Annotated in this window: 28 protein-coding genes and 1 riboswitch; of the genes, 2 read left to right on the forward strand and 26 right to left on the reverse strand. The window is 71.2% G+C overall.

All coding sequences use genetic code 11. From position 1 onward, the window contains the following. Nucleotides 1–19: 19 nt before the first annotated feature. From AB0N31_RS20670 to rpsB, 7 genes are all read right to left on the reverse strand, one after another. A complete protein-coding gene (locus tag AB0N31_RS20670) occupies nt 20–1,081 on the reverse strand; it encodes a thiamine ABC transporter substrate-binding protein (RefSeq protein ID WP_366059864.1) in 1,062 nt (353 codons plus the stop codon). 101 nt (nt 1,082–1,182) lie between these two features. After that, a riboswitch (TPP riboswitch) is annotated at nt 1,183–1,290 on the reverse strand. 57 nt (nt 1,291–1,347) lie between these two features. Then, nucleotides 1,348–2,454: a 23S rRNA (adenine(2503)-C(2))-methyltransferase RlmN gene (rlmN, locus tag AB0N31_RS20675; RefSeq protein WP_366059829.1), complete on the reverse strand. Its 1,107-nt coding sequence runs from the start codon at nt 2,452–2,454 to the stop codon at nt 1,348–1,350. A gap of 107 nt (nt 2,455–2,561) precedes the next feature. Then, on the reverse strand, nt 2,562–3,788 hold the full coding sequence (locus tag AB0N31_RS20680; protein WP_366059830.1) for a phosphatidate cytidylyltransferase: 1,227 nt from the start codon (nt 3,786–3,788) through the stop codon (nt 2,562–2,564). Then, a complete protein-coding gene (gene frr, locus AB0N31_RS20685) occupies nt 3,788–4,345 on the reverse strand; it encodes a ribosome recycling factor (protein WP_327318142.1) in 558 nt (185 codons plus the stop codon). The genes AB0N31_RS20680 and frr overlap by 1 nt, the downstream gene beginning before the upstream one ends. 196 nt (nt 4,346–4,541) lie before the next feature. Continuing rightward, complete coding sequence (pyrH, locus tag AB0N31_RS20690) at nt 4,542–5,300, reverse strand: UMP kinase (RefSeq protein ID WP_366059831.1); 759 nt, start codon at nt 5,298–5,300, stop codon at nt 4,542–4,544. A gap of 186 nt (nt 5,301–5,486) precedes the next feature. Next, complete coding sequence (gene tsf, locus AB0N31_RS20695) at nt 5,487–6,323, reverse strand: translation elongation factor Ts (RefSeq protein WP_366059832.1); 837 nt, start codon at nt 6,321–6,323, stop codon at nt 5,487–5,489. Nucleotides 6,324–6,478: 155 nt separating this feature from the next. Continuing rightward, nucleotides 6,479–7,408: a 30S ribosomal protein S2 gene (rpsB, locus tag AB0N31_RS20700; RefSeq protein WP_366059833.1), complete on the reverse strand. Its 930-nt coding sequence runs from the start codon at nt 7,406–7,408 to the stop codon at nt 6,479–6,481. Nucleotides 7,409–7,689: 281 nt separating this feature from the next. On the opposite strand from rpsB, the gene AB0N31_RS20705 reads away from it, so the two are divergent. Continuing rightward, a complete protein-coding gene (locus AB0N31_RS20705) occupies nt 7,690–8,346 on the forward strand; it encodes a M23 family metallopeptidase (RefSeq protein ID WP_366059834.1) in 657 nt (218 codons plus the stop codon). Between the two features lie 172 nt (nt 8,347–8,518). Here the strand turns inward: AB0N31_RS20705 and AB0N31_RS20710 are convergent, their stop codons facing one another. The 18 genes from AB0N31_RS20710 to proS all read right to left on the reverse strand — a co-directional run bounded on the left by AB0N31_RS20710 (nt 8,519) and on the right by proS (nt 23,466). Then, nucleotides 8,519–9,073, reverse strand: coding sequence for a helix-turn-helix domain-containing protein (locus tag AB0N31_RS20710; protein ID WP_366059865.1), 555 nt, complete (start codon nt 9,071–9,073; stop codon nt 8,519–8,521). Nucleotides 9,074–9,218: 145 nt separating this feature from the next. Next, nucleotides 9,219–10,061 (reverse strand): RNA polymerase sigma factor WhiG, encoded by an 843-nt coding sequence (gene whiG / locus AB0N31_RS20715; protein WP_366059835.1) that lies wholly within the window; start codon nt 10,059–10,061, stop codon nt 9,219–9,221. Nucleotides 10,062–10,348: 287 nt separating this feature from the next. Further along, a complete protein-coding gene (dprA, locus tag AB0N31_RS20720) occupies nt 10,349–11,509 on the reverse strand; it encodes a DNA-processing protein DprA (RefSeq protein ID WP_366059836.1) in 1,161 nt (386 codons plus the stop codon). After that, the gene (locus AB0N31_RS20725) at nt 11,506–13,131 is read right to left on the reverse strand and encodes a YifB family Mg chelatase-like AAA ATPase (RefSeq protein WP_366059837.1); all 1,626 of its coding nucleotides are present in this window, start codon (nt 13,129–13,131) and stop codon (nt 11,506–11,508) included. Before AB0N31_RS20725 ends, dprA begins: the two co-directional genes overlap by 4 nt. Nucleotide 13,132: 1 nt before the next feature. Beyond that, the gene (locus AB0N31_RS20730) at nt 13,133–13,534 is read right to left on the reverse strand and encodes a YraN family protein (protein WP_366059838.1); all 402 of its coding nucleotides are present in this window, start codon (nt 13,532–13,534) and stop codon (nt 13,133–13,135) included. 77 nt (nt 13,535–13,611) lie between these two features. Beyond that, a complete protein-coding gene (locus tag AB0N31_RS20735; protein WP_003965949.1) occupies nt 13,612–13,920 on the reverse strand; it encodes a DUF2469 domain-containing protein in 309 nt (102 codons plus the stop codon). A gap of 56 nt (nt 13,921–13,976) precedes the next feature. Further along, nucleotides 13,977–14,510 carry an NUDIX hydrolase gene (locus tag AB0N31_RS20740; protein WP_366059839.1) on the reverse strand — a complete coding sequence of 178 codons (534 nt, stop codon included), beginning with the start codon at nt 14,508–14,510 and terminating at the stop codon, nt 13,977–13,979. After that, nucleotides 14,500–15,282, reverse strand: coding sequence for a signal peptidase I (lepB, locus tag AB0N31_RS20745; protein WP_366059840.1), 783 nt, complete (start codon nt 15,280–15,282; stop codon nt 14,500–14,502). Before lepB (AB0N31_RS20745) ends, AB0N31_RS20740 begins: the two co-directional genes overlap by 11 nt. 125 nt (nt 15,283–15,407) lie before the next feature. Further along, entirely contained in the window at nt 15,408–16,388 is a 981-nt protein-coding gene (lepB, locus tag AB0N31_RS20750; protein ID WP_366059841.1) for a signal peptidase I, read from the reverse strand. Then, nucleotides 16,276–17,370, reverse strand: coding sequence for a signal peptidase I (gene lepB / locus AB0N31_RS20755; RefSeq protein ID WP_366059842.1), 1,095 nt, complete (start codon nt 17,368–17,370; stop codon nt 16,276–16,278). Before lepB (AB0N31_RS20755) ends, lepB (AB0N31_RS20750) begins: the two co-directional genes overlap by 113 nt. Beyond that, nucleotides 17,363–18,097: a signal peptidase I gene (gene lepB, locus AB0N31_RS20760; protein WP_366059843.1), complete on the reverse strand. Its 735-nt coding sequence runs from the start codon at nt 18,095–18,097 to the stop codon at nt 17,363–17,365. The genes lepB (AB0N31_RS20755) and lepB (AB0N31_RS20760) overlap by 8 nt, the downstream gene beginning before the upstream one ends. Before the next feature lie 45 nt (nt 18,098–18,142). After that, nucleotides 18,143–18,493 (reverse strand): 50S ribosomal protein L19, encoded by a 351-nt coding sequence (gene rplS, locus AB0N31_RS20765; protein ID WP_010353847.1) that lies wholly within the window; start codon nt 18,491–18,493, stop codon nt 18,143–18,145. A 134-nt stretch (nt 18,494–18,627) separates the two neighbouring features. Beyond that, nucleotides 18,628–19,461 carry a tRNA (guanosine(37)-N1)-methyltransferase TrmD gene (gene trmD / locus AB0N31_RS20770; RefSeq protein WP_366059844.1) on the reverse strand — a complete coding sequence of 278 codons (834 nt, stop codon included), beginning with the start codon at nt 19,459–19,461 and terminating at the stop codon, nt 18,628–18,630. After that, the gene (rimM, locus tag AB0N31_RS20775; protein ID WP_366059845.1) at nt 19,461–20,066 is read right to left on the reverse strand and encodes a ribosome maturation factor RimM; all 606 of its coding nucleotides are present in this window, start codon (nt 20,064–20,066) and stop codon (nt 19,461–19,463) included. Before rimM ends, trmD begins: the two co-directional genes overlap by 1 nt. 145 nt (nt 20,067–20,211) lie before the next feature. Beyond that, nucleotides 20,212–20,451: an RNA-binding protein gene (locus AB0N31_RS20780; RefSeq protein ID WP_005479813.1), complete on the reverse strand. Its 240-nt coding sequence runs from the start codon at nt 20,449–20,451 to the stop codon at nt 20,212–20,214. 5 nt (nt 20,452–20,456) lie between these two features. Then, nucleotides 20,457–20,876, reverse strand: a complete 420-nt coding sequence (gene rpsP, locus AB0N31_RS20785) for a 30S ribosomal protein S16 (RefSeq protein ID WP_363092124.1) — start codon at nt 20,874–20,876, stop codon at nt 20,457–20,459. 318 nt (nt 20,877–21,194) lie between these two features. Continuing rightward, entirely contained in the window at nt 21,195–21,791 is a 597-nt protein-coding gene (locus AB0N31_RS20790) for a hypothetical protein (RefSeq protein WP_366059846.1), read from the reverse strand. A gap of 259 nt (nt 21,792–22,050) precedes the next feature. Next, on the reverse strand, nt 22,051–23,466 hold the full coding sequence (proS, locus tag AB0N31_RS20795; RefSeq protein ID WP_366059847.1) for a proline--tRNA ligase: 1,416 nt from the start codon (nt 23,464–23,466) through the stop codon (nt 22,051–22,053). A 200-nt stretch (nt 23,467–23,666) separates the two neighbouring features. On the opposite strand from proS, the gene AB0N31_RS20800 reads away from it, so the two are divergent. Continuing rightward, nucleotides 23,667–24,524, forward strand: a complete 858-nt coding sequence (locus AB0N31_RS20800) for an SAM-dependent methyltransferase (protein ID WP_366059848.1) — start codon at nt 23,667–23,669, stop codon at nt 24,522–24,524. A 51-nt stretch (nt 24,525–24,575) separates the two neighbouring features. Here the strand turns inward: AB0N31_RS20800 and ftsH are convergent, their stop codons facing one another. Then, nucleotides 24,576–26,516: an ATP-dependent zinc metalloprotease FtsH gene (gene ftsH, locus AB0N31_RS20805; RefSeq protein ID WP_366059849.1), complete on the reverse strand. Its 1,941-nt coding sequence runs from the start codon at nt 26,514–26,516 to the stop codon at nt 24,576–24,578. Between the last annotated feature and the right edge of the window lie 107 nt (nt 26,517–26,623).

The following is a 26,623-nucleotide window of genomic DNA, read 5'->3' on the forward strand; positions in this document are numbered from 1 at the left end:
CGGACGGCCGCTCGCCGCCCTACTTCAGTACGAGCGAGGTCCACGACTTGACCCACTGGTCGCGGTCCGCGGCGATCTTCGCCGGGTCCATCGTCTCGGGATCCTCGGCGGCCGGACCGTACTCGGTGAACTCGGCGGGCACGGCCGCGCCCTTCGCCACCGGGTAGACGAACATGTTGAGCGGCATGTCCTCCTGGAACTCCTTCGAGATCAGGAAGTCGAGCAGCGCCTTGCCGCCCTCGCTGTTCTTCGCGTTGCTCAGCAGTCCGGCGAACTCGATCTGCCGGAAGCAGGTGCCGGTCGCGACGCCGGTCGGCGCGGTCGTCGGCTTCGGGTCGCCGTAGATCACCTCGGCGGGCGGCGAGGAGGCGTAGGAGACGACGAGCGGCCGGTCCGCCCCGGTCTTCCTGCCGCCGGCCGACCCGGAGAACTCCTCGTTGTAGGCCTGCTCCCAGCCGTCGACGACCTTCACGCCGTTGGCCTTGAGCTTCTTCCAGTAGTCCGGCCAGCCCTCGTCGCCGTACTTCGCCGCGGTGCCCAGCAGGAAACCGAGGCCCGGCGAGGAGGTGGAGGCGTTCTCGGTGACGAGGAGGTTCTTGTACTCCGGCTTCGCCAGGTCGTCGAAGGTGGCGGGCGGCGCCAGCTTGTGGTCGGCGAAGTACTTCTTGTCGTAGTTGACGCAGATGTCGCCGTGGTCGACGGGCGTGACCCGGTGCTTGCCGGCGTCCAGCTGGTACTGGCCGTCGACCTGGTCGAGCCCCTGCGCCTCGTACGGCTGGAAGAGGCCGTTGTCGAGCGCGCGGGAGAGCAGGGTGTTGTCGACGCCGAAGAAGACGTCGCCCTGGGGGTTGTCCTTGGTGAGGATCGCCTTGTTGACGGCCTGCCCGGCGTCGCCGTCCTTGAGGACCTTCACCCGGTAGCCGGACCGCTTCTCGAAGTCGGCGAGCACGCTCTTGGAGACGACCCACGAGTCGTGGCTGACAAGGGTGACGGTCTTGCTCCCGCCCTGCGCGGATCCGCCGTCGTCCGACGATCCGCAGGCGGACAGCGTGACGAGGCCGAGGCCGACGGCCGCGGCCATGAGCGTCCTGGTGTGCACTGGTATTCCTCCTGGAGGTGACCAGGAAGAGACGCGGCCCTGCCCGGGGACCCGCGAGGGGGCTCCCGGGCAGGGCGCAACAGCTCGAGTGATGACCGAACTTCCTACCCAGAATGACCTGGGCGAGGTTCAGAGGGTCTGCGGCCCGGTTGCCGCACTCTCAGCGCTGTGGCGCTCCCCTGTCGGAATATGAAGATGTCTGGTTCGTCGCACTGTCCGAAAACAAGACAGTGCTGACGTCGGCCAGACTACCGCTCGGTGGCGGCGAGCTGACCACACGCCCCGTCGATCTCCTGACCGCGGGTGTCCCGGACGGTGACGGGTACCCCGTGCGCCGCGATGGCCTCGACGAACGCCTTCTCGTCCTCGGGCCGGGAGGCGGTCCACTTGGAGCCCGGCGTCGGGTTCAGCGGGATCAGGTTCACATGCACGGGCCGGCCCTTGAGCATGCGCCCGAGCCGGTCGCCCCGCCAGGCCTGGTCGTTGATGTCGCGGATCAGCGCGTATTCGATGGACAGCCGGCGTCCGGACTTCTCGGCGTACTCGAACCCGGCGTCGAGCACCTCGCGCACCTTCCACCGCGTGTTCACGGGGACGAGGGTGTCGCGCAGCTCGTCGTCGGGGGCGTGCAGCGAGATCGCGAGCCGGCACTTGAAGCCCTCGTCGGAGAACCGGTTGATGGCCGGCACCAGCCCGACCGTCGACACGGTGATCCCGCGCTGCGAGAGCCCCAGCCCGTCGGGCGCGGGGTCGGTGAGGGCACGGATCGCGCCGACGACCCGCTTGTAGTTGGCGAGCGGCTCGCCCATGCCCATGAACACGATGTTGGACAACCGGGCCGGCCCTCCGGGGACCTCCCCGTCGCGCAGCGCCCGCATCCCGTCCACGATCTGGTGGACGATCTCGGCGGTGGACAGGTTCCGGTCCAGCCCGGCCTGCCCGGTCGCGCAGAAGGGGCAGTTCATCCCGCAGCCGGCCTGCGAACTGATGCACATGGTGACCCGGTCCGGGTACCGCATCAGCACCGACTCCACGAGCGTGCCGTCGAACAGCCGCCACAGCGTCTTGCGGGTGGTCCCCTGGTCCGTGGACAGATGCCGCACGACCGTCATCAGCTCGGGCAGCAGCGCCTCGCGCAGCTTCTCGCGGGCCCCGGCGGGGATGTCGGTCCACTCGGCCGGATCGTGCGCGAACCGCGCGAAGTAGTGCTGGGACAGCTGTTTCGCACGAAACGGCTTCTCACCGATCCCCGCCACCGCCTCCTTCCGCTCGGCGGGCGAGAGGTCGGCAAGATGCCGCGGCGGCTTCTTGGCTCCGCGGGGGGCGACGAAAGTGAGTTCTCCGGGTGCAGGCATAACCCTTCCAGTGTCGCAGATCCACTCGGATGCCCCGGTCGGCTCATGCGACGAGCCCCCGTCCTCGGGGGACGGGGGCTCGTTCCGGGCGCGGGGCGGGATACCGCTCAGCCGGAGCCCACGAACAGCACCAGCAGCAGCCACACCACCGGCGCGGTGGGCAGCAGGGAGTCCAGCCGGTCCATGATGCCGCCGTGGCCGGGGAGCAGCGTGCCCATGTCCTTGATGCCGAGGTCCCGCTTGATCATGGACTCGCCGAGGTCGCCGAGCGTCGCGCTGGCCGCGACCGCCAGGCCGAGCAGCAGACCCTGCCACCAGGCGCCGTCCTCGATCAGGAACTGCATGCACAGCGCGCCCACGACCATCGCGAAGGACACCGCGCCGAGCAGGCCCTCGCGGGTCTTGCCGGGGCTGATGCGCGGAGCGAGCTTGCGCTTGCCGAAGCGCCAGCCGACGGCGTACGCCCCGGTGTCGCTGACGACGGTCAGGAGCAGGAACGTCAGGACGCGGCGCGCTCCGTCGTCCGCGGTGAGCATCATGGCGACGAACGTGGCCAGGAACGGGACGTAGAAGGCCGCGAAGACGCCGGCCGTGACGTCCCTGAGGTAGCCCTCCGGCGGTTCCGTCATCCGCCAGACCAGGACCGCCAGCGCGGTCAGGGCCATGGCGACCCAGGCGCCCTCGGCGCCCCGGACGTACCCGGCGACGACCATGGCGGCGCCGCCGACCGCGAGCGGCACCAGCGGCGCCTTGATGCCCTTGCGCTCCTGGAGGCGGCTGGTCAGTTCCCACAGGCCGACGACGACGGCGACCGCGACCACGCCGACGAACACGGCCTTGACCACGAACAGCGACGCGACGATCACCGCACCGAGTCCGACACCGACGCCTATGGCCGCAGTCAGGTCACGGCCCGCGCTCTTCTTCTGCGGGACGGGTGCCGGCTGCGGTGCGTCGGGCATGGGCTCCGGATTCTGCGGCACCGCCGCAGGGGGCAGCGCCGACGGGGTCTCGTCACGGAACGTCCCCACAGGGGACGTCTCGTCGCGGAACGTCCCGCCGTGGGACGTCCCGTCTCGGAACGTCTCGTCTCGGAACAAGGGGCCGCCCAGCCGAGCGGCCCCCCGGTCGTCATCCTGGTTTCCGCCATGAGCGGGTACGTCGGGGACGATGGGCATGGGGCGAGTCTGCTGCGCCTCAGGCGCATCGTACGCGGGACCCGCCGCGGCAGCCCCCTGGACAGGTCCGTGCGGGACGGCCCCGTGATCGTTGGGCCCCCAGTACCCGGCCTGTGAACCGGCACGTGGCGGAGCGCCCCAGGAAGAGTCGTTCATCAGACCTCGAGCAGCTCCGCTTCCTTGTGCTTCAGGAGCTCGTCCACCTGCGCGACGTACTTCGCGGTGGTGTCGTCGAGTTCCTTCTCCGCACGGCGGCCCTCGTCCTCCCCGACCTCGCCGTCCTTGACGAGCTTGTCGATGGCGTCCTTGGCCTTGCGGCGCACGGCGCGGATGGACACCTTGGCGTCCTCGCCCTTGCCCTTGGCGACCTTGATGTAGTCGCGGCGGCGCTCCTCGGTCAGCTCGGGGAACACCACCCGGATGATGTTGCCGTCGTTGCTCGGGTTGACGCCGAGGTCCGAGTCGCGGATCGCCTGCTCGATGTTGCGCAGCGCGCTCTTGTCGAACGGGGTCACGACCGCCATGCGCGGCTCCGGCACGGAGAACGAAGCCAGCTGGTTGATCGGCGTCGGCGCGCCGTAGTAGTCGGCCACGATCTTGTTGAACATCGCCGGGTGCGCACGGCCGGTGCGGATCGCGGCGAAGTCCTCCTTGGCGACCACGACGGCCTTCTCCATCTTCTCCTCGGCCTCGAGGAGGGTCTCTTCGATCACCACTTGCTCCTGCGTGTCTTGAGTAGGCCCGGCTGCGGTTCCTTGCGGAGGCGGCGGCCGGCTGCGTCGCGTCTTCTTCCTGCACGGTTCCCGACCGGCAGGACATTGTCCATCCCCCGGCCAGGGTCCGTCGCCCGGTCAGGCTTTGTCGTACGAACCGGGGTTCCTACGGGTCGGACTCGGGAGTTCTCCCCGGTCAGGCCCGGCTGCCTTGCTCACTCACCAGCGTGCCGATCTTCTCACCCTTGACGGCCCGCGCGATATTGCCCTCCGCCAGAAGCTCGAAGACCAGGATCGGGAGCTTGTTGTCGCGGCACAGCGTGATGGCGGTGGCGTCGGCGACCTTCAGATCGCGGGTGATGACCTCGCCGTAGCCGAGGGCGTCGAACTTGACGGCCTCCGGGTTGGTTTTCGGGTCGGAGTCGTAGACGCCGTCCACGCCGTTCTTGCCCATGAGGAGGGCCTCGGCGTCGATCTCCAGGGCGCGCTGGGCGGCGGTGGTGTCGGTGGAGAAGTACGGCATGCCCATACCGGCGCCGAAGATGACCACGCGGCCCTTCTCCAGGTGGCGCACGGCGCGCAGCGGGATGTACGGCTCGGCGACCTGGCCCATGGTGATGGCGGTCTGGACGCGGCTGTCGATGCCCTCCTTCTCCAGGAAGTCCTGGAGGGCGAGGCAGTTCATGACCGTGCCGAGCATGCCCATGTAGTCCGAACGGGCCCGGTCCATGCCGCGTACCTGGAGTTCGGCGCCACGGAAGAAGTTGCCGCCGCCGATGACCACCGCGATCTCCGCCCCGTCGCGCACGACGGCTGCGATCTCGCGGGCGATCTTGTGCACCACGTCGGGGTCGACACCCAGGCTGCCGCCACCGGCGAAAGCCTCTCCGGACAGCTTCAGCAGAAACCGGCCGCTCACTTTGCCGTCGTCGCTCTTCTGGGCCTTGGTGGTCATGGGAGATCCCGCCTCTTTCACGTGGTGCACATACGAAGAAGGCCACTGCCGGTGGGGTGTTCGCAACCCGTGCGCGGCAATGGCCTCCTCGTCAGATCTGCTGTCGTCCGCCACACGCCAGGTGACGGCGTCCACGGACGACTGCTGCCGACCCTACCGGGGCCGGGCGTCCGTCGCGGTACGGACTCAGATGCCGACCTTGATGCGCGCGAAGCGCTTCAGGGTGACACCGGCCTCGTCCAGGACCTTCTGCACGGACTTCTTGTTGTCCAGAGCGTACGGCTGACCGAGGACCGTGGCGTCCTTGAAGAAGCCGTTGAGGCGACCCTCGACGATCTTGGCGATCGCGGCCTCGGGCTTGCCCTCGGCGCGGGTGGTCTCCTCGGCGATACGACGCTCCGACTCGACGACCTCGGCCGGCACGTCCTCCTTGGAGAGGTACTTCGGCGCGAAGGCGGCGATGTGCTGGGCGATGCCCTTGGCGACCTCGGCGTTGGGCTTGTCCAGCTCGACGAGGACACCGATCTGCGGGGGCAGGTCGGGCATCGTGCGGTGCATGTAGACCGAGACGTAGCCGTCCGCGAACTGCGCGAAGCGGTCCAGGACGATCTTCTCGCCCAGGTTGGCGTTGGCCTCGTCCACGAACGCCTGGACGGTCTTGCCGGGCTCGATCTCGGAGGCGAGCAGCGCCTCGATGTCGGCCGGGGAGGTCTTGGCGACGTGCTCGGCGATCGCGTTGGCGACGGCCTGGAACTTCTCGCCCTTGGCGACGAAGTCCGTCTCGCACTTCAGCTCGACCAGGACGCCGGAGGAGTTGTCGTCGGCGATGACGGAGACCACGGCGCCGTTCTCGGCGGAGCGGCCCTCGCGCTTGGCGACGCCCTTCTGGCCCTTGATGCGGAGCGCCTCGACGGCCTTGTCGACGTTGCCCTCGGCCTCGTCCAGCGCCTTCTTGCAGTCCATCATGCCGGCGCCGGTGAGCTCGCGGAGCTTCTTGACGTCGGCGGCGGTGTAGTTCGCCATGAGTCTGTGAGTCTTTCTCGAAGTCTGGAAGATCGGAGATCTACGGGGTCTGTGGCCCACACGGAACCGTGGGGCCGCGCCCCACCGCTGACCTATGGGTGAACGGCGGGAGCGGACTCGATGTCACCGCTCCCGCCGTCGCACGTCCCGACGGGTCAGGCCTGCTCGCCCTCGGCGGCCGGGGCCTCGGCGGCCGGAGCCTCCGCGGCCGGGGCCTCCTCGGCGGCGGGCGCCTCGGCAGCGGCCTCGGCCGGCTTCTCGGCGGCCTCGTCCGTGTTCTCGGCGGTCTCGGCGGTCTCGGCGTCCGCCTTCTTCTCGCCCTCGAGCAGGTCGCGCTCCCACTCGGCCAGCGGCTCGCCGGCGGCCTTCTCGCCCTTGCCCTCGGTGGCGACACCGGAGCGGGAGATGAGGCCCTCGGCCACGGCGTCGGCGATCACGCGGGTGAGCAGGGTGACGGAGCGGATCGCGTCGTCGTTGCCCGGGATCTTGTAGTCGACCTCGTCGGGGTCGCAGTTGGTGTCGAGGATGGCGACGACCGGGATGTTGAGCTTCCGGGCCTCGCCGACCGCGATGTGCTCCTTCTTGGTGTCCACGATCCAGACGGCGCTGGGAACCTTGGACATCTCGCGGATACCACCGAGGGTCTTCTCGAGCTTGGCCTTCTCACGCGAGAGGACCAGGAGCTCCTTCTTCGTCAGACCCGACGCGGCGACGTCCTCGAAGTCGATCTGCTCGAGCTCCTTGAGGCGCTGCAGACGCTTGTAGACGGTCGAGAAGTTGGTGAGCATGCCGCCCAGCCAGCGCTGGTTGACGTAGGGCATGCCGACGCGGGTGGCCTGCTCGGCGATGGCCTCCTGCGCCTGCTTCTTCGTGCCGACGAACATGACCGTGCCGCCGTGGGCGACGGTCTCCTTGACGAACTCGTAGGCGCGGTCGATGTACGACAGCGACTGGAGCAGGTCGATGATGTAGATGCCGTTGCGCTCGGTGAAGATGAAGCGCTTCATCTTCGGGTTCCAGCGACGGGTCTGGTGACCGAAGTGGACGCCGCTCTCCAGCAGCTCCCGCATCGTGACGACGGCCATGGCCGTTCTCCTTGTTTTTCTCGGTTGTGCCGCGGGGACCGGACGGCTCCCGCGCCTGACGCCCGCGATGCGCCGAGCCACGAAGGACCGAGGGGCGCAGATACCGGAATCCGACCACTGCCGGGACCCCGGTACCGGGGCGTGCGAAGTCGACCCGGTGACCCGGATCGCCAGAAGAAGTGTACGGGACTTGCGGGGTACCGGGTGACGCCGCTGTCCACAACCGGGGAGTGGTCCACAGGTCCGGGCGCCGTCGGCCTGCGGGCGGAGACCGTACTCCCATGCACGTCAAGCGACTCCTGACCCTGCTGCCGGTCCTCCTGCTCTCCGCGACGGCCTCGGCGGCCGGCGCCGCGCCCGAGCCGGTCCGGGCTCCGGTTCCGGTCCGGGCTCCGGCTCCGGACCCGCCTCCGGCACCGGCCTCGGACCCTCCTCCGGTACAGACCCCGGCCCCGGCCCCGGAGCCGGTTCCTGTTCCTGTTCCGGCGATCGCCCGGTCCTGGCCGGTGGGCGCCCGCCCCGTGGTGGTACGCGGCTGGGACCCCCCGGCCACCCCGTACGCCCGCGGCCACCGCGGTGTCGACCTGGCGGCCCCCGTCGGCGCCCCGGTCCGGGCGGTGGCGGCGGGCCGGGTCCTGTTCGCGGGCCAGGTGGCGGGCAGGGGCGTGGTCTCACTGGAACTGACCGGCACGGGTACCCCGCCCCTGCGCACGACCTACACGCCGGTGCGCCCCTCGGTCTCCGAGGGCGACGAGATCACCCCGGCCCAGCCGGTCGGCACCCTCGCCGCCACGTCCTCCCACTGCGCCATCCCGTGCCTGCACTGGGGCCTACGCAGGGACAAGGCCTATCTGAACCCGCTGTCCCTGCTCCCGGCGTGGCTGAGCGCGCGGGCCCCGGCGCGGCTGCTGCCCGTCCTGGGCGTACCGCTGCCGTAGCCCGGTGACCCGCGGCGACCGTGCCGTCCGGGGCGGCTCCCGGCCACCGGGGGAGGGCACCCCGCGGTCGCCGGGCGGCCCTGCTCACCCCCACCACCGACGGCGGGCACCAGGCAGCAAGCAGCGGGCACCGAGCACCAGCACCAGCACCGAGTGAACCCGCGGCGCGGGTCTACCCCCGAACCCCTCGCGCCACCATCCCCACCGCCGCCTCCGTCACCACAAAGGCCTCCTCCACGCCCAGCTCGAGCCTGCGCACGGCCGCGTCCACGACACCCTGGACCAACATGGCCGCCAACCGCGGTTCCGCGTGGCCCAGCTCCGCCAGCGCTTCGACGATCATCGCCACGAGGCCCCCGTGCGCGGCCCGGATCTTCTCCCGCGCCCCCGCGTCCAGCTCGCTCGCCGAGATCGCCACGACGGCCCGGTGCCGCCGGTCCCCGACCAGCGACAGCTGCCGGCGCACGTACGCCTCGACCTTGGCCTCCGGCCCTTCCGCGGCGGCCATCGCCGACTCGACCTCGGCCGCCCAGACGGGGAAGTCGACCTCGCACAGCTCCTCGACCACGGCGGCCCGCGACCGGAAGTACTCGTACACGGAGGAGCGCGCGAGCCCCGTCCGCTCGGCGAGAGCGGGGAAGGTCAGCGCCTCCGTACCGCCCTCGGACAACAGCGAACGGGCCGCGTCCAGCAGGGCGGCTCGCTGCATCGACCGGTGCTCGGCCACGGAGGCCGCTCGAATCCTTGGCACGTCGACCACTCTACGGACGCCGCACCCGCATGGGGAGTGGCTCCACCCGCACGACCCCGCGCGGCCCGCGCCACAGCCGTGGGGCCACCGCCCGTCGCCGCACCGCCTCGGTCCGGTCGGGTCAACGGCCGAAACTGGCCAGTTTCGCGCGCAGCTGGAGCACGGATTTGGTGTGGATCTGGCTGACCCGACTCTCGGTGACCCCCAGCACGTTGCCGATCTCGGCGAGGGTCAGCCCTTCGTAGTAGTACAGCGTCACGACCGTCTTCTCCCGCTCGGGCAGGGTGTTGATGGCCCGCGCCAGAAATCGCCGCAGCTCACGGTCCTCGGCCACCTCCACGGGGTTGTCCGCGGTGGTGTCCTCCAGGGTGTCCATGAAGCTGAGGCCGTCCCCGCCCTCGCCGCCGACATGCAGCAGCTCCTCCAGGGCCACCACGTTGGCCAGCGACAACTGGCTGAACACGGAGTGCAGGTCGTCCACCGCGATGCCCAGCTCGGCGGCCACCTCGACCTCCGACGGAGTCCGTCTGAGCCGTGCCTCCAGGGTGGCGTAGGCCCGCTCCACGTTCCGTGCCTTCTGCCGCACCGACCGGGGGATCCAGTCCAGCGCGCGCAGTTCGTCGATCATCGCGCCCCGGATCCGGGTGATCGCGTACGTCTCGAACTTGATCTCCCGTTCGATGTCGAACTTCTCGATCGCGTCGATCAGCCCGAACACCCCCGAGGACACGAAGTCGGCCTGCTCCACATTGGGCGGCAGGCCCACGCTCACCCTGCCCGCCACGTACTTCACGAGCGGCGAGTAGTGCAGGATCAGCTGCTCCCGCAACCGCTCGTCCCCCGTCGCCTTGTACGACCGCCACAGCTCGTCGAGTGTCGAGGGAGCGGGCGGCCGCACGCTGCCACCGTCACGGGCGGCTGGGGGGATCGCCGCCCGGTCGGACCCGGAGGTGTGCTGGGGCATTCGTCGCCTTGTGTCGTTCTGCCGTGATGTGCGTGCGGGAGTGTCTGGGTGAGCCGTCGGTCTGGTGTCGGGTGGTGCCGAGTGGCCGGTCTGTGCCGGAATCCTCGTGAGCGTAGCGTGACTGGGGTGTCGCGGTGTGCGAACAGCATGCCCCGCGCTGTACGCAGATACGTTCCGCTGGGCGACCCGGCGGGGCGCGGCGGTCGCCCTGGGTGACCGGCGGACCGTGTCAACTGCGGTCAATCCCAAGGGCTTCGGCGTTCCCTCGGACGGCCGAACCCCCTCGGTCAACACGAGCGTCGCCCCGCTCGGACGGTGACCATCGCCTGGCGTGTCAACTTCCAGTCGTCGCCGTGTCGTTCGACGTAACCGAGTGCCCTGAGTTCGTACAGTCTCGCGATCGCGTCGTCCTTGGTGGTGCCGCCCTCCCGGGCGATCTCGTCGACCGCCGCCGCCCGCCCGCCGGGAAGCGCGGCCAGGACGCGCCGGGCGTCCGGCTCCAGGAGGTCGTGGGGCAGCACCGGGCCGCGCCGCTCCGGGGCCAGTTCTCCGATGCCGCCGACCAGTTCGACGACCTCCGCGGCGTCGGTGACCAGCACGGCCTCTCCGCGCAGGAGTTCGTGCACCCCCGCCGAGAGTCCGCTGGTGGCGGGGCCGGGGACGCCCATGGTGTGCCGGCCCAGTCGCTGTGCCGCCCGCGCGGTGACGAGGGAGCCGCTGCGGTGGGCCGCCTCGACCACCACCGTGCCGCCGGTGAGCGCGGCGATGACCCGGTTGCGCAGGATGAACCTGCTCTGCGTGGGATGGTCGCCCGGTGGCAGCTCACCCACGACCAGTCCCTGTTCCGCGATCCTGTTGATCAGTCCCGTGTGTCCGCGCGGGTAGGGCCGGTCGACCCCGCATGCGAGCACGGCGACGGTGGCACCGCCCGCGGCGAGCGCGCCCCGGTGCACGGCGCCGTCGACGCCGTAGGCGCCGCCGGAGACCACCACCCAGCCGCGCTCGGCGAGTCCGGCGGCGAGGGTGGCCGCCATGTGCGCGCCGTACTCGGTGCAGGCGCGGGCGCCGACGACCGCGACCGACCTGAGCGCCCACATCCGCAGGCTGGGCCGGCCCCGGACCCACAGACCCAGCGGCCGGGCGTCCCCGAGATCGTCCAGCGGGCCGGGCCACTCGGTGTCTCCCGGGCACACGAACCGCACCCCGGTCTCCCGGGCGACGACCAGGTCCCGTTCCGGCTCGGCCCGGGCCGCCCGCGCCAGGAGCCCGGCCCATCGCTGCCCGGTCACCCCGGGCAGGGCCTCCCGGCCGGCGCGCAGCCGCCGCACCACCTCCCCGGCGCCGTGCTCGCGCACCCAGCCACCGCCGACCTCGTCGCCGGGTTCGAGGACCCGGGTGAGGAAGGCCCGCGCGAGCCGCTCCCCGCCCGGCCCCTCGGTGCCGGTCACGTCAGCGCCCCGAGCGCCATCGGCACGCCGCGCGGGACCCCCGTACGCAGTTGCAGGGCCAGGGCGACGTCCCCCGCGTCGGGCCGGTCGTGTCCGACCAGGTCGGCGACGGTCCAGGCGACGCGCAGGACGCGGTCCAGCCCGCGGGCGGTGAGCACCCCCCGCTCCAGGCTCCGCTCGGCCTCCTCCATCGCACCGGTCGCGGGATGCCACCGGCTGCGCAGCTCCCGTCCCGGCACCTCGCTGTTGGTCCGCCAGGGAGTGCCCGCCAACCGGGCTCCCGCGCGCTCGCGTGCGGCCCGGACCCGGTCGGCGACGGTCGCCGTGGAGTCGCCGCCGGGGCCGCGGTGGGCCAGTTCGGCCCTGCTGACCGGGTCGACCTCCACCCGCAGGTCCACCCGGTCGAGCAGTGGCCCGGAGAGCCGGGCCTGGTAGCGGCGGATCGCCGAGGGCGGGCATTCGCACAGGGTGTCGCGCTGGGAGAACCGGCCGCACGGGCACGGATTCGCCGCCAGCACCATGAGGAACCGTGCGGGAAACCGCACCACGCCGGCGCTGCGCGCGATCACGACGTGACCGGCTTCCAGGGGCTGCCGCAGGGCGTCGAGGGCGTGGGTGCTGAACTCCGGGGTCTCGTCCAGGAAGAGAATGCCGCGGTGAGCCATCGACACGGCTCCGGGCCGGGCGACGTGGGGGCCGCCTCCCACGAGCGCCTGCATGGTGGCCGAGTGGTGCGGGGCGCAGTACGGGGGAACGTCGATCAGCGGTTTGCCCGGCGGCAGCAGTCCGGCGACCGAGTGGACGGCCGTGACCTCCAGGGACTCCTCCCGGTCGAGCCGGGGCAGAATGGCCGGCATGCGCTCCGCGAGCATGGTCTTGCCGGCGCCCGGCGGGCCTTCCAGGAACAGGTGGTGCCCGCCCGCCGCGGAGACCTCGACGGCCGTGCGCGCCGAGCGCTGTCCCACGACGTCCGCGAGGTCGTGCCCCGGGTCGTGCGGGGCGGCGCCGAGGCCGTGCCCCCCGGTGGCCGTGCCGGTGCCGGGCATCCGCAGGCCGGCCATGAGCGGGTCGGGCCGGCCCGGCTCGTCCGGTTCCTCGTCGGGCACCGGTTCGTCGGCGAGGACGGCGATCAGCTGGCGCAGGCTGCGCACGCCGAGCACGGAGACACCCGGGACCAGTGAGGCCTCGGCGGCGGCGCACTCGGGTACGACCACCTGTTCGTAGCCGGCGTCCGCCGCCGCCAGCACCGCGGGAAGGATCCCGCGGACCGGGCGGACCCGTCCGTCGAGACCCAGCTCGCCGATCATCACGATGTCGGCGAGCACCCGCGGGTCGATCCGCTCGGCCGCGCCGAGCACGGCGCTGGCGATGGCGAGGTCGAAGCCGCTGCCGGCCTTGGGCACGGAGGCGGGGCTGAGGCCGACCGTGAGCTTCTTCTGCGGCCATTCGCCGCCCGAGTTCACCACCGCCGCCCGGACCCGGTCCCGGCTCTCGCTGAGGCTCTTGTCGGGCAGCCCCACCAGAGTGAACGCCGCCACTCCGGGTTCCAGGTCGGCCTGGACCTCGACGACGACGCCTTCGACGCCCACCAGCGCCACCGAGCAGGTGCGCGCGAACCCCATCTCAGGCCACCCCCCGCGCATGCTCGACGAGGGCGGCCCCGCGGCGGGGCAGGAGGACGCCGACCAGGTCGATGCGGACGCCGCCCGGCGGGGCTCCTCCGTGCGTCTGGATCCATCGCTCGGCGAGTCCGCGCAGCCGCTCCGCCTTCTCGGGCGTCACCCCGGCCATGGGGTGCTGGAACCCACCGCCGCGGCGGGTCTTGACCTCGCAGACGACCAGCACGTCGCCGTCCCGCGCGACGATGTCGATCTCACCGGTCCTGCCGCAGCGCCAGTTGCGCTCCAGGACCGTCATCCCGGCCTCCGCCAGCCGCCGCGCGGCCAGGTCCTCGCCGTACCTGCCGAGTGCGCCTCGTGCCAGATCCGTCTTCATGTCGGCACCACCTCCGGCGCCAACGTTCACGTATCACCGGAAGCCGGAAGGATCTTGGTGCACAACTCGGCGGCTGTGGACAACTCCGTCACCCGCGGGAGCGGCGGTCATCCGCCCGGAAGCTCCAGGTCGCTCTTGTTCAGCTCCTCGATGTTCACGTCCTTGAACGTGAGTACCCGCACCTGCTTCACGAACCGGGCCGGCCGGTACATGTCCCACACCCAGGCGTCCGCCATCGACACCTCGAAGAACACCTCACCCTGGACCGAGTGCACCTGCATCTCGTAGTCGTTGGTCAGGTAGAAACGCCGCTCGGTCTCGATCACGTATTTGAACAGACCGACGACGTCGCGGTACTCCCGGTAGAGCTTCAGCTCCATCTCGGTCTCGTACTTCTCGAGGTCCTCGGCGCTCATGGCATGTTCCCCTTCAGCCGTGCGATCCCCCCATTGTGCGCCAGTCCCGAGAGCCGCTAGACGATTTCCGTGTCAAGGGTTACGGGCCGGGCCGGGGGACCTTCGTCGAGCAGTTTGCTCAGCAGCCCTGCGAGTCGGGTCGGATACACCGTCTCATGTGCCCGGGTCAGTTCCCGACACGTCCACCAGCGCGCTCCGGAGACGCTCCGCCGCTCCAGTTCGGTGAGGGCCGTCGCCCTGGGCTCCACCTTGGACGTATCGGCCGTACGGGCCAGGTAGTACCACTCGTCCTGGTCCCAGCGGCGGCCCGCGAACGGGAAGGAGCACCTCCGCCGCCACAGCACCGGGCCGAGTTCGACGTCGGTGATGCCGGTCTCCTCGGCGAGTTCCCGCAGCGCGGCCTCTTCACGGGTCTCGTCGCCCTCCACGCCGCCGCCGGGCGTGAACCACCAGTCGTCGGCCGGGTCGTCCGGCTCATGGCCGTGGAGCAGCAGGATGCGGTCCGCGGGGTCGAGCAGGACCACCCGGGCGACCCTGCGCAGTCCGCCCTCGTACGAGTCGACGCCCGCGTCCGTCGTCTCAGCGGGCACCGGCGGACTCCGGACGCGTGCCGGCGCGGCCCCGGGCGGCACGCTTGGCGATCGGGCCGTAGGCGCCGCCGCCGAGGACGAGCACCGCGCCGGCCGCGATCAGCCAGCCGATCGTGCGCAGCGGCCCCGGCTCGGAGAGCGTGCCCAACGCCTCGAAGCCGGTGGGGCGCTTGAGCATGCCGTCCATGGGCCATACGACGGCGTCCACGCGGGCCTTGACGGACCCGCGGGACACCGTGCCGCTGGCGGCGTCGGTGAGGTGGGCGGTGGAGTCCAGGGAGCCCTGGCGTTCGTCGCCGAGCAGGAAGAGGCGGCCGTCGGGGACCTTCACGGTCGGGAAGTCCGTGATCTCGGCGAGGCTGCCCTCGGGCAGGTACGGTTCCTCGATCTGCTCGCCGTTGACGGTCAGCTTGCCGTCGGTGCAGCAGGAGACGGTGTCGCCGCCGACCGCGACGACCCGCTTGACGACGGGCGCGTTGCTCACCCACGTCTTGTCGGTGAAGACGACGACGTCCCCGCGGCGCACCTCGTCGCCGTCCACGACCTGGGCGAGGACGCGGTCCCCGGCGGCGATGGTCGGGGACATGGAGCTGGTGGGCACGGTGTACGGCCGGTAGACGAGCGCCGCCCAGCCGAATCCGCCGAGAAACAGCGCGAGGCCCAACGCGACGGCCACACCGGACAGCACGTGTCCGGTCCGCCCGCCCGCCGGGCCACTGCTGGTGCCACCGCCGCCGTGCGGGGCCGTACGTGTCGTGCTCTCGCCACCCATGGATCGGCACCCTACCCGGCGGTACGAGGCCGGGTCAGCCCCTCGACCCCGGCCGGGGTCGGGGCTTGGGAAAGGGTTTGCCGAGCGGATCAGCGGCACCCTGGCAGATCAGGGGCCCGGCCGGGTCAGCGGGTCCCGGCCGCCCCGGCGCGCCGACGGCGCCAGAGGGCCACCGGTACGACACCGGCCAGCGCGACGCTCTGCGGGGCGACCGTGAGGGCGGCCGAGGCCGCCGAGCCGGCCTGGAGGCCCTGCTGGTCGAAGGTGTCCGGCACCGGCAGCGTGCCCCAGCGGTTGATCGGCCAGGCCTTGACGATGGCACGCCCGACGACCTGGTCGACGGGGACCATGCCGTGGTTCTCGTCGGACTGGTTGTAGCGGGAGTCGCGCGAGTTCTGGCGGTGGTCGCCCATCACCCAGATGAAGCCCTTGGGGACCTTCACCGTGAACTGGCCGCCCTGGTCGTCCATGCTGCACGGGGTGTTGCCCGGGTACACGTACGGCTCGTTCAGCGCCTTGCCGTTGACCCTCAGCGGGCCGGTCTTGTTGCAGGAGACGGTGTCGCCGCCGACTCCGATCACCCGCTTGATCAGGTCCTTCTCCTCCACCGACGGCATCAGGCCGATCCAGCTGAGGAAGGTCTGGATCGCGTTCGGCTCGGCGGTGGGCTCGCCCGCGAGCCAGGCGTCCGGGTCGTGGAAGACGACGACCTCGCCGCGCTCGGGCTCGGAGCCGAACCACGGGGTGAGCTTGTCGACCAGGACGCGGTCGCCCTCCTGGAGGGTGTTCTGCATCGAGTCGGAGGGGATCGAGAACGCCTGCACGAGGAACGTCTTGATCAGCAGCGCGAGGACGAGCGCGATGCCGATCAGGATCGGCAGTTCCTTCCAGAACGAGCGCGGCTTCTTCGCCCTGGGGGCCCCGTCGCCGGAGCCCTGTCCCGTCACGGGGGGCTGCCCGTCCCCGGGCCCGTCGTCCCCGGCCGCCGGGGAGTCACTCCCGGAGGTCACAGCGCCGTCCGCGGCCGGGCCGGCCTCGTCCACGGGGTGTCCGCGGTGCTCCTCGCCGTCGTGCCCGGACCGTGCGCCAACCGCCACATCCCCCACGCCAACTCCTCACTCTGTGCCGCTGCCTGCCCCACATACGACGCAGGCCCACTACTCCCATAACGAGCGGGAGTTCCGCAGGGCTCGGGAGTCGGATCGTTCCGTTCGGATCGTCGGGGGCAACCCTATGCGACCCGTCGGACTGCGCGGCCGCCCCGGACGCCGAGTCGGTCACGGAGGAAAAGGTTTGCGGTTCCTTGAGGGAGTTCCAGTGACCCAGCGGCCAGGCGATCACCATGGCGCGCCCCACCACCCCGTCCTCGGACACCGTGCCGCCGTAGTCCGTGTCCTGGTGGGACCGGGAGTCCGCGGAGTTCTCCCGGTGGTCGCCCATCACCCACAGGCGTCCCTCGGGGACGGTGATGTCGAAGGGTGTGAGCGAGGGGGCGTTGGCGGGGTGGAGGTAGTCCGCCTCGTTCAGGGGAACGCCGTTGACGGTGACCCGCCCTTGCGCGTCACAGCACTGGACGTGGTCGCCGCCCACGCCGACGACCCGCTTGATGAGGTCCTTCTCGTCGTCGGACGGCAGCAGACCGATGAAGGTGAGCCCTTCCTTGATCTGCTTGACGACGACGGGGTCGTCCTTCTTCGTGGTGGTCTGCTCGTCCTGCAGCCAGCCGCCGGGGTCCTTGAAGACCACGACGTCCCCGCGCTGCGGCTTGGAGCCGAACCACGGGGTGAACTTGTCGACCAGGACCCGGTCGCCGATCTGGATCGTCTGCTCCATGGAGCCGGACGGAATCACGAAGGCCTGCACCAGGAACGTCTTCAGGACGAGCGCGATCAGGACGGCGACCCCGACGAGCAGCGGGATCTCCCGGACGGCGCTGCGCCTGCGCTTGCGCTTGACCTTGCGCTGGAGCTTGCGCCGCTCCGCGCGCGTGCGGCCGCCGGCCGGTCCGGCGGCGCGCCGGACACCGGTGGGCAGGAGGTTGTCCGCGGCGCTGTCGGACGCGCCGCGGGGCTTGCCGCGGTTACCCATGGGCGCCCGCCGGGTCCGGCTCGGTGCTCGCCTCCGGCACGCGCGCGTAGCCGCTCGGGCGGTGCAGGCGGGTGAGGTGGGCGAAGGGCCAGGCGATCCAGTCGGCACGGCCGATCACGACGTCCACGGGGACCATGCCGCCGCCCGGGGAGCCGAGATGGTCGCGGGAGTCGCGGGAGTCGCTGCGGTGGTCGCCGAGGACGAACAGGGTGCCCTCGGGCACGGCCACGTCGAAGGGCACCGTGGACGGACTGTCGCCCGGATACAGGAACGTCGACTCGTCGACCGGCCGGCCGTTCACCTGGATCCTCCCCTCCTTGTCGCAGCAGACCACGTGGTCTCCCCCCACACCCACAACGCGCTTGATGTAGTCGGCGTCCCCGAAATACCCGGCGCCGTCGAACACGACGACGTCCCCGCGTCGCGGCTCGGCCCCGAAACGGTACGCCAACCTATTTACGAGAACGCGGTCGCCGATCCTCAATCCGTTCTCCATGGATCCGCTGGGAATCTGGAACGGTTTCACCACGAAGAGGTTGAGGAGCAGCAGGAACAACAGACAGATCAGCAACGTGAGACTGATCCGGCCGCCCGGCAGCCATTCCGTGATCCGTGCCACGAACGCGAAACGCGACCGGTCCTCCGGTCCCTCCGGGTCCGGGATCGCTCCGGGATCGGAAGGGCGGGAGGAGCGGTCGCGCTCCGTCGGCTGAGCTTCGGTGTCCATCGGAGCCAGATGCTATCCGGCCCCGTCATGAACTCCTGAAGGCGCTCAGTTGTCGCGCTTCTCCTTGATCTTCGCGGCCTTGCCGCGCAGCTCACGGAGGTAGTAGAGCTTGGCGCGACGCACGTCACCGCGGGTGACCAGCTCGATCTTCTCGACGATCGGGGTGTGCACCGGGAAGGTGCGCTCGACGCCGACGGAGAAGGAGACCTTGCGGACCGTGAAGGTCTCGCGGACACCGGCGCCCTGGCGGCGGATGACCACGCCCTTGAACTGCTGCACACGGGAGCGGTTGCCCTCGATGACGCGGACGTGGACGTTGACGGTGTCACCCGGGCGGAAGGCCGGGACGTCGCTGCGCAGCGACGCGGAGTCGACGGTGTCGAGCAGGTGAGACATTTCGTCTGCTTTCCTCGTTGATGCCACAGGTCATCAACGGAAACTAGGAGTTCTGAAGGGGAGTGGTGCGCGTCGGGGCGGGCGTCGTGTCCCCCCGTGGCAGGGGCGCACGCCGGACTGCGCACAACAGCGACCTATTCTTCCACGCCGTCGGTCCTGCGCCAAAATCGGCCGTACGGCTCACCCTCGGGGTCGGGTGACCAGCCCAGGATGGAGAGCATCTCGCGGTCCTTCTTGTCGAAGGCCCGGGGATCGCAGCGTTCGATCAGGTCGGGCCGGTTGGCCGTGGTGCGCCGCAGGGCCTCGTCGCGGCGCCAGCGTGCGATCTTTCCGTGGTGGCCGCTGAGCAGCACCTCGGGGATCTCCCGGCCCCGCCAGGCGGGCGGCTTGGTGTAGACGGGGCCCTCCAGGAGGGAGGCCATGGCGCCGGGCGCGAAGGAGTCGTCGCGGTGGGACTCGGCGTTGCCCAGCACGCCGGGGAGCAGCCTGGCCACGGCCTCCGTGACGACCAGGACGGCAGCCTCGCCGCCGGCCAGGACGTAGTCGCCGATGGAGACCTCGTAGACGGGGATCCGGGTGGCGTACTCGTCGATGACGCGCCGGTCGATGCCCTCGTAGCGGGCCGGGGTGAAGATCAGCCAGGGCCGCTCGGAGAGTTCGACGGCGAGTTCCTGGGTGAAGGGCCGGCCGCTCGGGGTGGGGACGACGAGCGCGGGGGCGTGCGCGCCCCGCTCGTAGCCGTCGGCGAGGACGGTGTCGAGGGCGGCGCCCCACGGCTCGGTCTTCATGACCATGCCGGGGCCGCCGCCGTAGGGGGTGTCGTCGACGGTGTTGTGGCGGTCGTACGTCCACTGCCGCAGGTCGTGCACCCGGACGTTCAGCTGTCCACGCGCGCGGGCCTTGCCGACCAGGGAGACGTTCAGCGGGTCGAGGTACTCGGGGAAGATCGTGACGACGTCGAGGCGCATCAGGAGCCGTCCCCGGTCCCGTCGGCGTGCTCTCGCGCCTGCTCGTCCGGTGCGGAGGCGGTCCCGTCCTCGTCGCGCGCGGAGGCGATCTCGGCGCGGTCGTCGATCAGGCCGGGTGGCGGGTCGATGACCGCCCGCTGCTCCTCCAGGTCGATCTCGACGACGATCGTCTCGACGAAGGGGATCATCACCTCGCTCCCGTCGGCCCGCTCGACGATGAAGAGGTCCTGGGAGGGCAGGTGCGAGATCTCCGTGATGCGGCCGACCTCGACGCCGTCCTTCGTCACCACATCCAGGTCCATGAGCTGGTGGTCGTAGTACTCGTCCTCCTCCTCGGGGAGCTCCCGGGGATCCACCTCGGCGATCAGGAGGATGTTGCGCAGGGCCTCGGCCGCCGTGCGGTCGGTGACCCCCTCGAAGCGCAGGAGGAGACGGCCGCTGTGCACCCGGCCGGTCTCGATCGTGAGCGGACCCTTGGCGGCGGGGTCCGTCGCCAGTACGGCGCCGGGGGCGAGCCGCAGTTCCGGCTCGTCGGTGCGGACCTCCACGGTGACCTCGCCCTTGATGCCGTGGGCGCGGCCGATCCGTGCGACTACGAGCTGCACTGTCGAAGATCTCCTGTCGTACCTGTCGTACCTGTCGTACCTGTCATGCCTGTCATGCCTGGCGTTCGTGTGCGCCCGCCGTAACGACTGCGGGCCGGGGACGGCCCAGTGGCCCTCCCCGGCCCGAGCCGGTGCTGCTGATGCGTCAGCGGACGTGGTCGACGTCGACGAGGTCGACGCGGACACCGCGGCCGCCGATGGCGCCCACGACAGTGCGCAGGGCGCGTGCGGTGCGGCCGTTGCGGCCGATCACCTTGCCGAGGTCGTCCGGGTGGACCCGGACCTCGAGCACCCGCCCGCGGCGCAGGTCGCGCGAGGCGACCTGCACATCGTCAGGGTTGTCGACGATGCCCTTCACGAGGTGCTCAAGCGCCTCTTCGAGCATGCTGCTCAGGCCTCGGTCGACTCGGACTCAGCCGCGGCCTCGTCCTTCTTCTCAGCCTTCTTCTTCTGGGTGATGGCCTCACCCTTGCCCGTGTCCTCGCCACCGAGGGCCTCGAACGACGGGCGCGCCTTCTTCGGCTCGGCGACGAGCAGCGGAGCCGGGGCGGGCTCGCCCTTGAACTTCTGCCAGTCGCCGGTCTTCTTCAGGATGGCGAGCACGGGCTCGGTCGGCTGCGCGCCGACACCCAGCCAGTAGGCCACGCGGTCGGCGTCGACCTCGATGACCGACGGGTGGTACGTCGGGTGGTACTTGCCGATCTCCTCGATCGCACGACCGTCACGACGGGTACGGGAGTCGGCGACGACGATGCGGTAGTGAGGCGCACGGATCTTGCCCAGACGCTTCAGCTTGATCTTGACTGCCACGGGAGTGAGTTCTCCTGGATTGACGTGGTTGGGCACGGCGAGATTGCCGCGTGGGGTTGCGGTACCCGAGTGCCCGATGGACGCGTCAGCCGGAGGAGAGAGGGGTCCTATGCGGCTGTCGAGTACAGCTGACCATTCTGCCACACCTCGCGGGCCCTCCTGAGCCGCGGGTGCGGCAGGGCATGCCGCGGAAGCACCCGGCGCCGCGACGGCCGTACGTCGGGTGCGCGCTGCGCCGCGGGGTGCCGTCGGGTGACGGCTCCCCGCGCCGCCTGTCGAACCGGCAGCCACGAGATGCCGGTGCGTCCACGCCCGCGGTTACGCCGCGCCCATGACCTCCGGGATGCGGAACGGCTTGCCGCAGCCGCCGCACACGATCGGGGCCTGGGCCAGGACCGACGGAACGACCCGGACGTTGCGTCCGCAGTCGCAGACGGCCTTGACGCGGACGCCGCCACCGGAGGAGCCGTGCCGGGCTGCCGGGCCGCGGAAGGCACGGGTCGTCTCGGCGGTGGTGGCGACCACATGGGCCTTGAGGGCCCTCTGAAGGCGCTCGATGGTCGGGCGGTAGCGCCGCTTGGCCTCGGGGTTGAGGACCACCAGCGAGAAGCCGCTGCTGGGATGCGGTTCCTCGGGATGGTCCAGGCCCAGCTCCTCGGCGATCGCGAGGAACCGGCGGTTGTGGTAGCGGCCGGCGCGGGAGGTGTCGCGGACTCCGCGGGCGGCGGCGATGCCATGGACTGCCTCATGAAGCAGTCGCTCGAAGGAGAGCTCGTGACCGCAGGCGGACGACGACTCCCCGATCAGTGACTCTGGCGCGGCAAGGTCCGGCAGCTCGGGGTGGTACCGCTGAATGTCGGCCCACGCCTGTGCCAGCTCTGCGGCGAGAACAGGTGGTGTCTGTGTCGTGCTCACGTAATGACAACGAGCGGGGGTGCCGCTGTGTTCCGATTCCGGGGCATCCCAAATAATTTGCACGTACCCGTCAGTTGCCTCTGATGCGTCCTGACGAGGGCGGGTGCGCTGATCTGCGGAGAAGCCTCACAGCTCCTACCAAGCCGGTGCGTAGCGCCACGTACGCCCCTCACTCCGTGTCATGTCCACGGCCGGGGAGAGAGGGTCCGGCCGAGGCGCAAGAGACGTTTCGGTCGCTCTCGGAGCGGAGGGCGTCGACTCAGTAGGCGCGCGCGACGACGGCGACGTTACCGGGCGCGTCCTCGGCCTCGGGCACCGACCCGTCCTCGGCGACCAGACACCGTACGGTCGCCGCGTGCTCCGCCAGCGCGTTCTCACCGTCCTCGCCGAGGGTGGCCCAGGGAATGCGGGCCCAGCCGCCGGCGGTGGCCACCTCGACGGCCTCTCCGAGCGTGGACACGTCCGTCGTGCGCGACGCGCGGCGCTCGCGGGCCTGGCCGAGCAGCAGCGCCTGGTCATCCTCCAGAACGGCGGGCAGCAGGCCGGCCAGTGCGTCCAGGGCGACCGGCTCCTTGCCCCCGGGGATGCGCCGGACCAGCATCGCCGTGCCGTTCTCCAGGTCGCGCGGGCCGATCTCGACGCGGACGGGGACGCCCTTCAGCTCCCAGTCGACCGCGCGCCGCCCGAACGGGATGTCGGTGCGGTCGTCGACGTGGACGCGGATCCCGGCCGCCCTGAGGCGGTCGCCGACCTCGCGGGCCTTGGCCGGAACCGCCTCGTCGCCCTTGATCGCGAGGACGACGGCCTGGACCGGGGCCAGCCGGGGCGGGACGCGCAGCCCGTGGTCGTCGCCGTGCATCATCACCAGGGCGCCGATCATGCGGGGCGTCGAGCCCCAGGAGGTCTGCCAGACCAGCTCCTGCCCGCCGTCCTTCGACAGGAACGAGGTGTTGAAGGCCTTGGCGAAGTTCTGGCCCAGCTCGTGGCTGGTGGCCATCTGGAGGGCTTTGCCGTCGCCCGTCATGCCTTCGAGCGTCAGGGTGTTGATCGCGCCGGCGAACCGCTCCCCGGCGGTCTTGCGGCCGGGCACCACGTCCATGGCCAGGACGTTCACCATGAAGTCCTCGTAGACCCGGCGGTGGACGCGCGCGGCGAAGTCCCGGGCCTCCTCGTACGTGGCGTGCGCGGTGTGGCCCTCCTGCCACAGGAACTCCGTGGTGCGCAGGAAGAACCGGGGCCGCAGCTCCCAACGCACCGCGTTGGCACACTGGTTGATGAGAAGCGGCAGGTCGCGGTAGCTCTGCACCCACTTCGCGAAGTACTCGTTGACGATCGTCTCGGAGGTGGGCCGGACGACCGCGGGCTCCTCCAGCTCCTTGCCGCCGCCGCGGGTCACCACGGCCAGCTCGGGGGCGAAGCCCTCGACCTGGTCGGCCTCGCGCGCGAGGGAGGACTGCGGGATCAGCAGTGGGAAGTACGCGTTCCGGGTGCCCGTCTCCTTGATCCGGGCGTCCATCTCCGCCTGCATCCGCTCCCACAGCCCGTACCCGTACGGCCGGATCACCATGGTGCCGCGCACCGGTCCGTTGTCGGCCAGTTCCGCCTTGGCGATCAGGTCCTGGTACCAGCGGGGGAAGTCGTCCGCCCGCGGGGTGAGAACGGGGGCCTTTGCCATGGCGCGATGGTACGGGTCCACGTTGCCGGGACGTGAAATCTCGCCACACGCGCGGGCGGCGCGCAAGCGGGCTTCCACAACCCCTGGACGCGGGGTCGAGTGGGGAGTTACCTGGCATACGGGAGGGAGTGCGGGCGCACTGACGGGGGCCACCTGAACGGGTACTGCGGCAAACTCTCGGCGGATTGGGGCGCTTATCCATGACACCTACGCTCGTGCGGGAGCACCTGCCTCATGCGGGGCCCGCGCTCTGCATCGACCGCGGTGCACGCGCGCGTGACTGGTCCGAGATCCAGGAGCGGATGCTGGTTCCGCTCTACGAGGCCGTCTACGAGCGCCTGGGAGTGGGGTCCGGCACCCGTCTCCTGGGCCTCGGCTGCGGTTCCGGGCTGGCCCTGCTGATGGCGGCCTCCAGAGGCGCGGTCCTCACCGGCGTCGAGGCGCGGGCCCCGGAGCGGCTGGCCCTCGCCCGGCAGCGCCTGACTCCGGAGGCGGGCGGCACGCGCGCGGGGGGCGGCACGCGCCTCGTGGAGGGCTCCCCCGGCGACGCGGCCGACGCGAAGACGCCCGCGTACAACCTGGTGACCGCCTTCGAGCCCATCGGATGCCTCGCGGGCGACTCGGAGGGGCTCGGCGAGCTGCTCGCGGCCGCCACCCCGCTGGCCGAGCGCGGAGCGCCCGTGGTGCTGGTGGGCTGGGGTCCGCCGGAGCGCTGCGCGACCTCGTCCGTGTTGCGGGTCGCCACCAGGCTGGCCGATCCGCTGCGGGCGGCGGGGAGTTGGCGCCCGGCGCTGCGCGACGACCTGGAGGAGGTCGCCCAGCGGGCCGGCCTCCGGCCCGACGGCTCCGGCCGGGTGGCCTGCCCGTTCGGGTACGCGGACGTGGACAGCGCCCTCAAGGGCCTGGTGTCCACGGGCCTGTTCGACGCGGCGATCTCCGCGACGGACCGGGCACAGGTGGACAAGGAGGTGACCGAGGCGCTCCACCCCCACCGGCGGGCGGACGGCACGGTGTGGATGCCGAACGTCTTCCGGTACCTGATCGCCCGGGTCCCCTGAGACCCCGGCTCCCTGCGACCCCGGACCCGCCGGACCCTCGTGCCGCGGGTGCTACGTCTCGGTGTCCTTGGTCAGCCTGGTGATGCCCGCGATGCGGTACGCGTCCGCCTCGTCCAGCGTCTCGTTCTCCAGCAGCGCCCGGGCGAGGGCGTCCAACTGGCCCCGGTGGTCGCGGAGTTTGCGGCAGGCCTCCTCGTAGCACTCGTCGACGACGCGCCGCATCTCGTCGTCGATGGCGTCGAGGGTCTGCGGTGCGGCGGAGAGCCCGTAGGCCTGCTGGGCGTCGCCGGGCAGGGCCGACATGCGGCCGACGCGCTCGCTCATGCCCCAGCGGCCGACCATGCCGCGCACGATGCCGGTGACCTGTTCCAGGTCGTTCTCGGAACCGGTCGTGATCATGTCGTAGACGACGTGCTCGGCCGCCATGCCGCCGAGCGCGCCGATGACCCGGCCGCGCAGGTACTCCTCCGTGTACGCGTACCGGTCGGCGTCCGGCGTCGACAGGGTCACGCCGAGGGCGCGGCCGCGCGGCACGATGGTGATCTTGCGGACCGGGTCGGCGCCGGGCTGGAGCATCCCCAGCAGGGCGTGCCCGCTCTCGTGGTACGCCGTCCTGCGCCGCTCCTCCTCGGGCATCACCAGGGAGCGTTCCGCGCCGAGCTGCACCTTCTCCAGCGCCTCCGACAGGTCGCTCCGGGTCACCTGGTCCTGCCCCCGTCTGACGGCGAGCAGCGCCGCCTCGTTGGCGAGGTTGGCCAGCTCGGCGCCGGTCATGCCCGGGGTCGTACGGGCCACCTGGGCGAGGTCCACGTCCCGGGCGAGCGGGATCTCCCGGGTGTGGATCGCGAGGATCGCCTCACGGCCGCCGCGGTCGGGGGGCGAGACGTTAACGATCCGGTCGAAGCGGCCCGGCCGGGTGAGGGCCGGGTCCAGGATGTCGGCGCGGTTGGTGGCGGCGAGGACGATCACGCCCTCGGAGCCGGAGAAGCCGTCCATCTCGGTCAGGATCTGGTTGAGGGTCTGCTCGCGCTCGTCGTGACCGCCCATGGCCGAGCCGCCGCCGCGGGCCCGGCCGATGGTGTCGATCTCGTCGATGAAGATGATCGACGGGGCCACCTTGCGGGCCTCCGCGAACAGCTCCCGCACCCGGGAGGCTCCGACGCCCACGATCATCTCGATGAACTCGGACGCCGACGCGGAGAAGAACGGCACCCCCGCCTCCCCGGCCACCGCCCGCGCGAGCAGCGTCTTGCCGGTGCCGGGCGGGCCGGCGAGCAGCACGCCGCGGGGCATCTTGGCGCCCATCCTGCGGTAGGCGTCGGGGTTCTTCAGGAAGTCGACGACATCGCTCAGCTCGCCCGCGACCTCGTCGATGCCGGCCACGTCGTCGAAGGTCGTCCGTTCCTGCCCCGGCTCCAGCTCGACCGGCCGGGGCGGCGCCTTGCGGCCCAGCATGCCGCCCGCCCCGCCGAAGCCCGAGCGCATCCGCCGGGCGATGAACACCCACACGGCGACGAGCAGCACCATCGGGGCGAGCGCGATCAGCAGATTGGCGAGAAGGCTGCGCTGGCGGACGACCGGCTCGGCGGTGACGGTGACGTCGTGCTCGGTCAGGTGGTCCCAGAGCGGGTCGTCCGCGAAGGTCGGCCGCTCGGTGCGGAACTTGGTGTACCCGCCGCCGCCCTGCGGGTTGTCCCGCTCCTTCCTGAGCTGCCCCTGGATCGCGTCGCCCTTGGCGTAGATCTTGCTGACGTTGCCGGCGTCGACCTGCTTGCTGAACTCGGTGTAGGAGATCGTCGCCTCGTCGCCCTTGTTGTAGAGCGACAGCACGAGCAGCGCGATCAGGAAGACGACCAGCGCGGCGAGGATCAGGCTCCACCAGCCGCCGCGCAGCCGTCGTCCGCCCGACGGCGGCTTCGGCGGCTCCTCCGGGGCGCCCTCGGTGCGCCAGGGCTTGTCGGGCGACTTCCGTGGCGGCGCAGCGTTGGTCATATCGGGACGTTACGACACACCACGGCCGTCAGCACCCGCGGGGAACGCGAAGGGAGCACCCGCGTCTCGGCACGAGAGGGCATGCGAAGGGGGCGCCCTCCCGAGGA

The organism is Streptomyces sp. NPDC051051, from assembly GCF_040682975.1.
GTDB lineage: Bacteria > Actinomycetota > Actinomycetes > Streptomycetales > Streptomycetaceae > Streptomyces.

Coding starts and splice junctions, on each gene's coding strand:
- lepB (WP_366059842.1), bottom strand. CDS start 17,370: ATGGGTAACCGCGGCAAGCCCCGCGGCGCGTCCGACAGCGCCGCGGAC.
- ftsH (WP_366059849.1), bottom strand. CDS start 26,516: ATGACCAACGCTGCGCCGCCACGGAAGTCGCCCGACAAGCCCTGGCGC.
- pyrH (WP_366059831.1), bottom strand. CDS start 5,300: ATGACCACCAAGGCCCAGAAGAGCGACGACGGCAAAGTGAGCGGCCGG.
- AB0N31_RS20800 (WP_366059848.1), top strand. CDS start 23,667: ATGACACCTACGCTCGTGCGGGAGCACCTGCCTCATGCGGGGCCCGCG.
- AB0N31_RS20735 (WP_003965949.1), bottom strand. CDS start 13,920: ATGAGCGCCGAGGACCTCGAGAAGTACGAGACCGAGATGGAGCTGAAG.
- tsf (WP_366059832.1), bottom strand. CDS start 6,323: ATGGCGAACTACACCGCCGCCGACGTCAAGAAGCTCCGCGAGCTCACC.
- rplS (WP_010353847.1), bottom strand. CDS start 18,493: ATGTCTCACCTGCTCGACACCGTCGACTCCGCGTCGCTGCGCAGCGAC.
- proS (WP_366059847.1), bottom strand. CDS start 23,466: ATGGCAAAGGCCCCCGTTCTCACCCCGCGGGCGGACGACTTCCCCCGC.
- AB0N31_RS20680 (WP_366059830.1), bottom strand. CDS start 3,788: ATGAACGACTCTTCCTGGGGCGCTCCGCCACGTGCCGGTTCACAGGCC.
- lepB (WP_366059843.1), bottom strand. CDS start 18,097: ATGGACACCGAAGCTCAGCCGACGGAGCGCGACCGCTCCTCCCGCCCT.
- AB0N31_RS20725 (WP_366059837.1), bottom strand. CDS start 13,131: ATGGGGTTCGCGCGCACCTGCTCGGTGGCGCTGGTGGGCGTCGAAGGC.
- rlmN (WP_366059829.1), bottom strand. CDS start 2,454: ATGCCTGCACCCGGAGAACTCACTTTCGTCGCCCCCCGCGGAGCCAAG.
- AB0N31_RS20670 (WP_366059864.1), bottom strand. CDS start 1,081: ATGGCCGCGGCCGTCGGCCTCGGCCTCGTCACGCTGTCCGCCTGCGGA.
- lepB (WP_366059840.1), bottom strand. CDS start 15,282: ATGGGTGGCGAGAGCACGACACGTACGGCCCCGCACGGCGGCGGTGGC.
- AB0N31_RS20780 (WP_005479813.1), bottom strand. CDS start 20,451: ATGCTCGAAGAGGCGCTTGAGCACCTCGTGAAGGGCATCGTCGACAAC.
- whiG (WP_366059835.1), bottom strand. CDS start 10,061: ATGCCCCAGCACACCTCCGGGTCCGACCGGGCGGCGATCCCCCCAGCC.
- rpsB (WP_366059833.1), bottom strand. CDS start 7,408: ATGGCCGTCGTCACGATGCGGGAGCTGCTGGAGAGCGGCGTCCACTTC.
- trmD (WP_366059844.1), bottom strand. CDS start 19,461: ATGCGCCTCGACGTCGTCACGATCTTCCCCGAGTACCTCGACCCGCTG.
- AB0N31_RS20705 (WP_366059834.1), top strand. CDS start 7,690: ATGCACGTCAAGCGACTCCTGACCCTGCTGCCGGTCCTCCTGCTCTCC.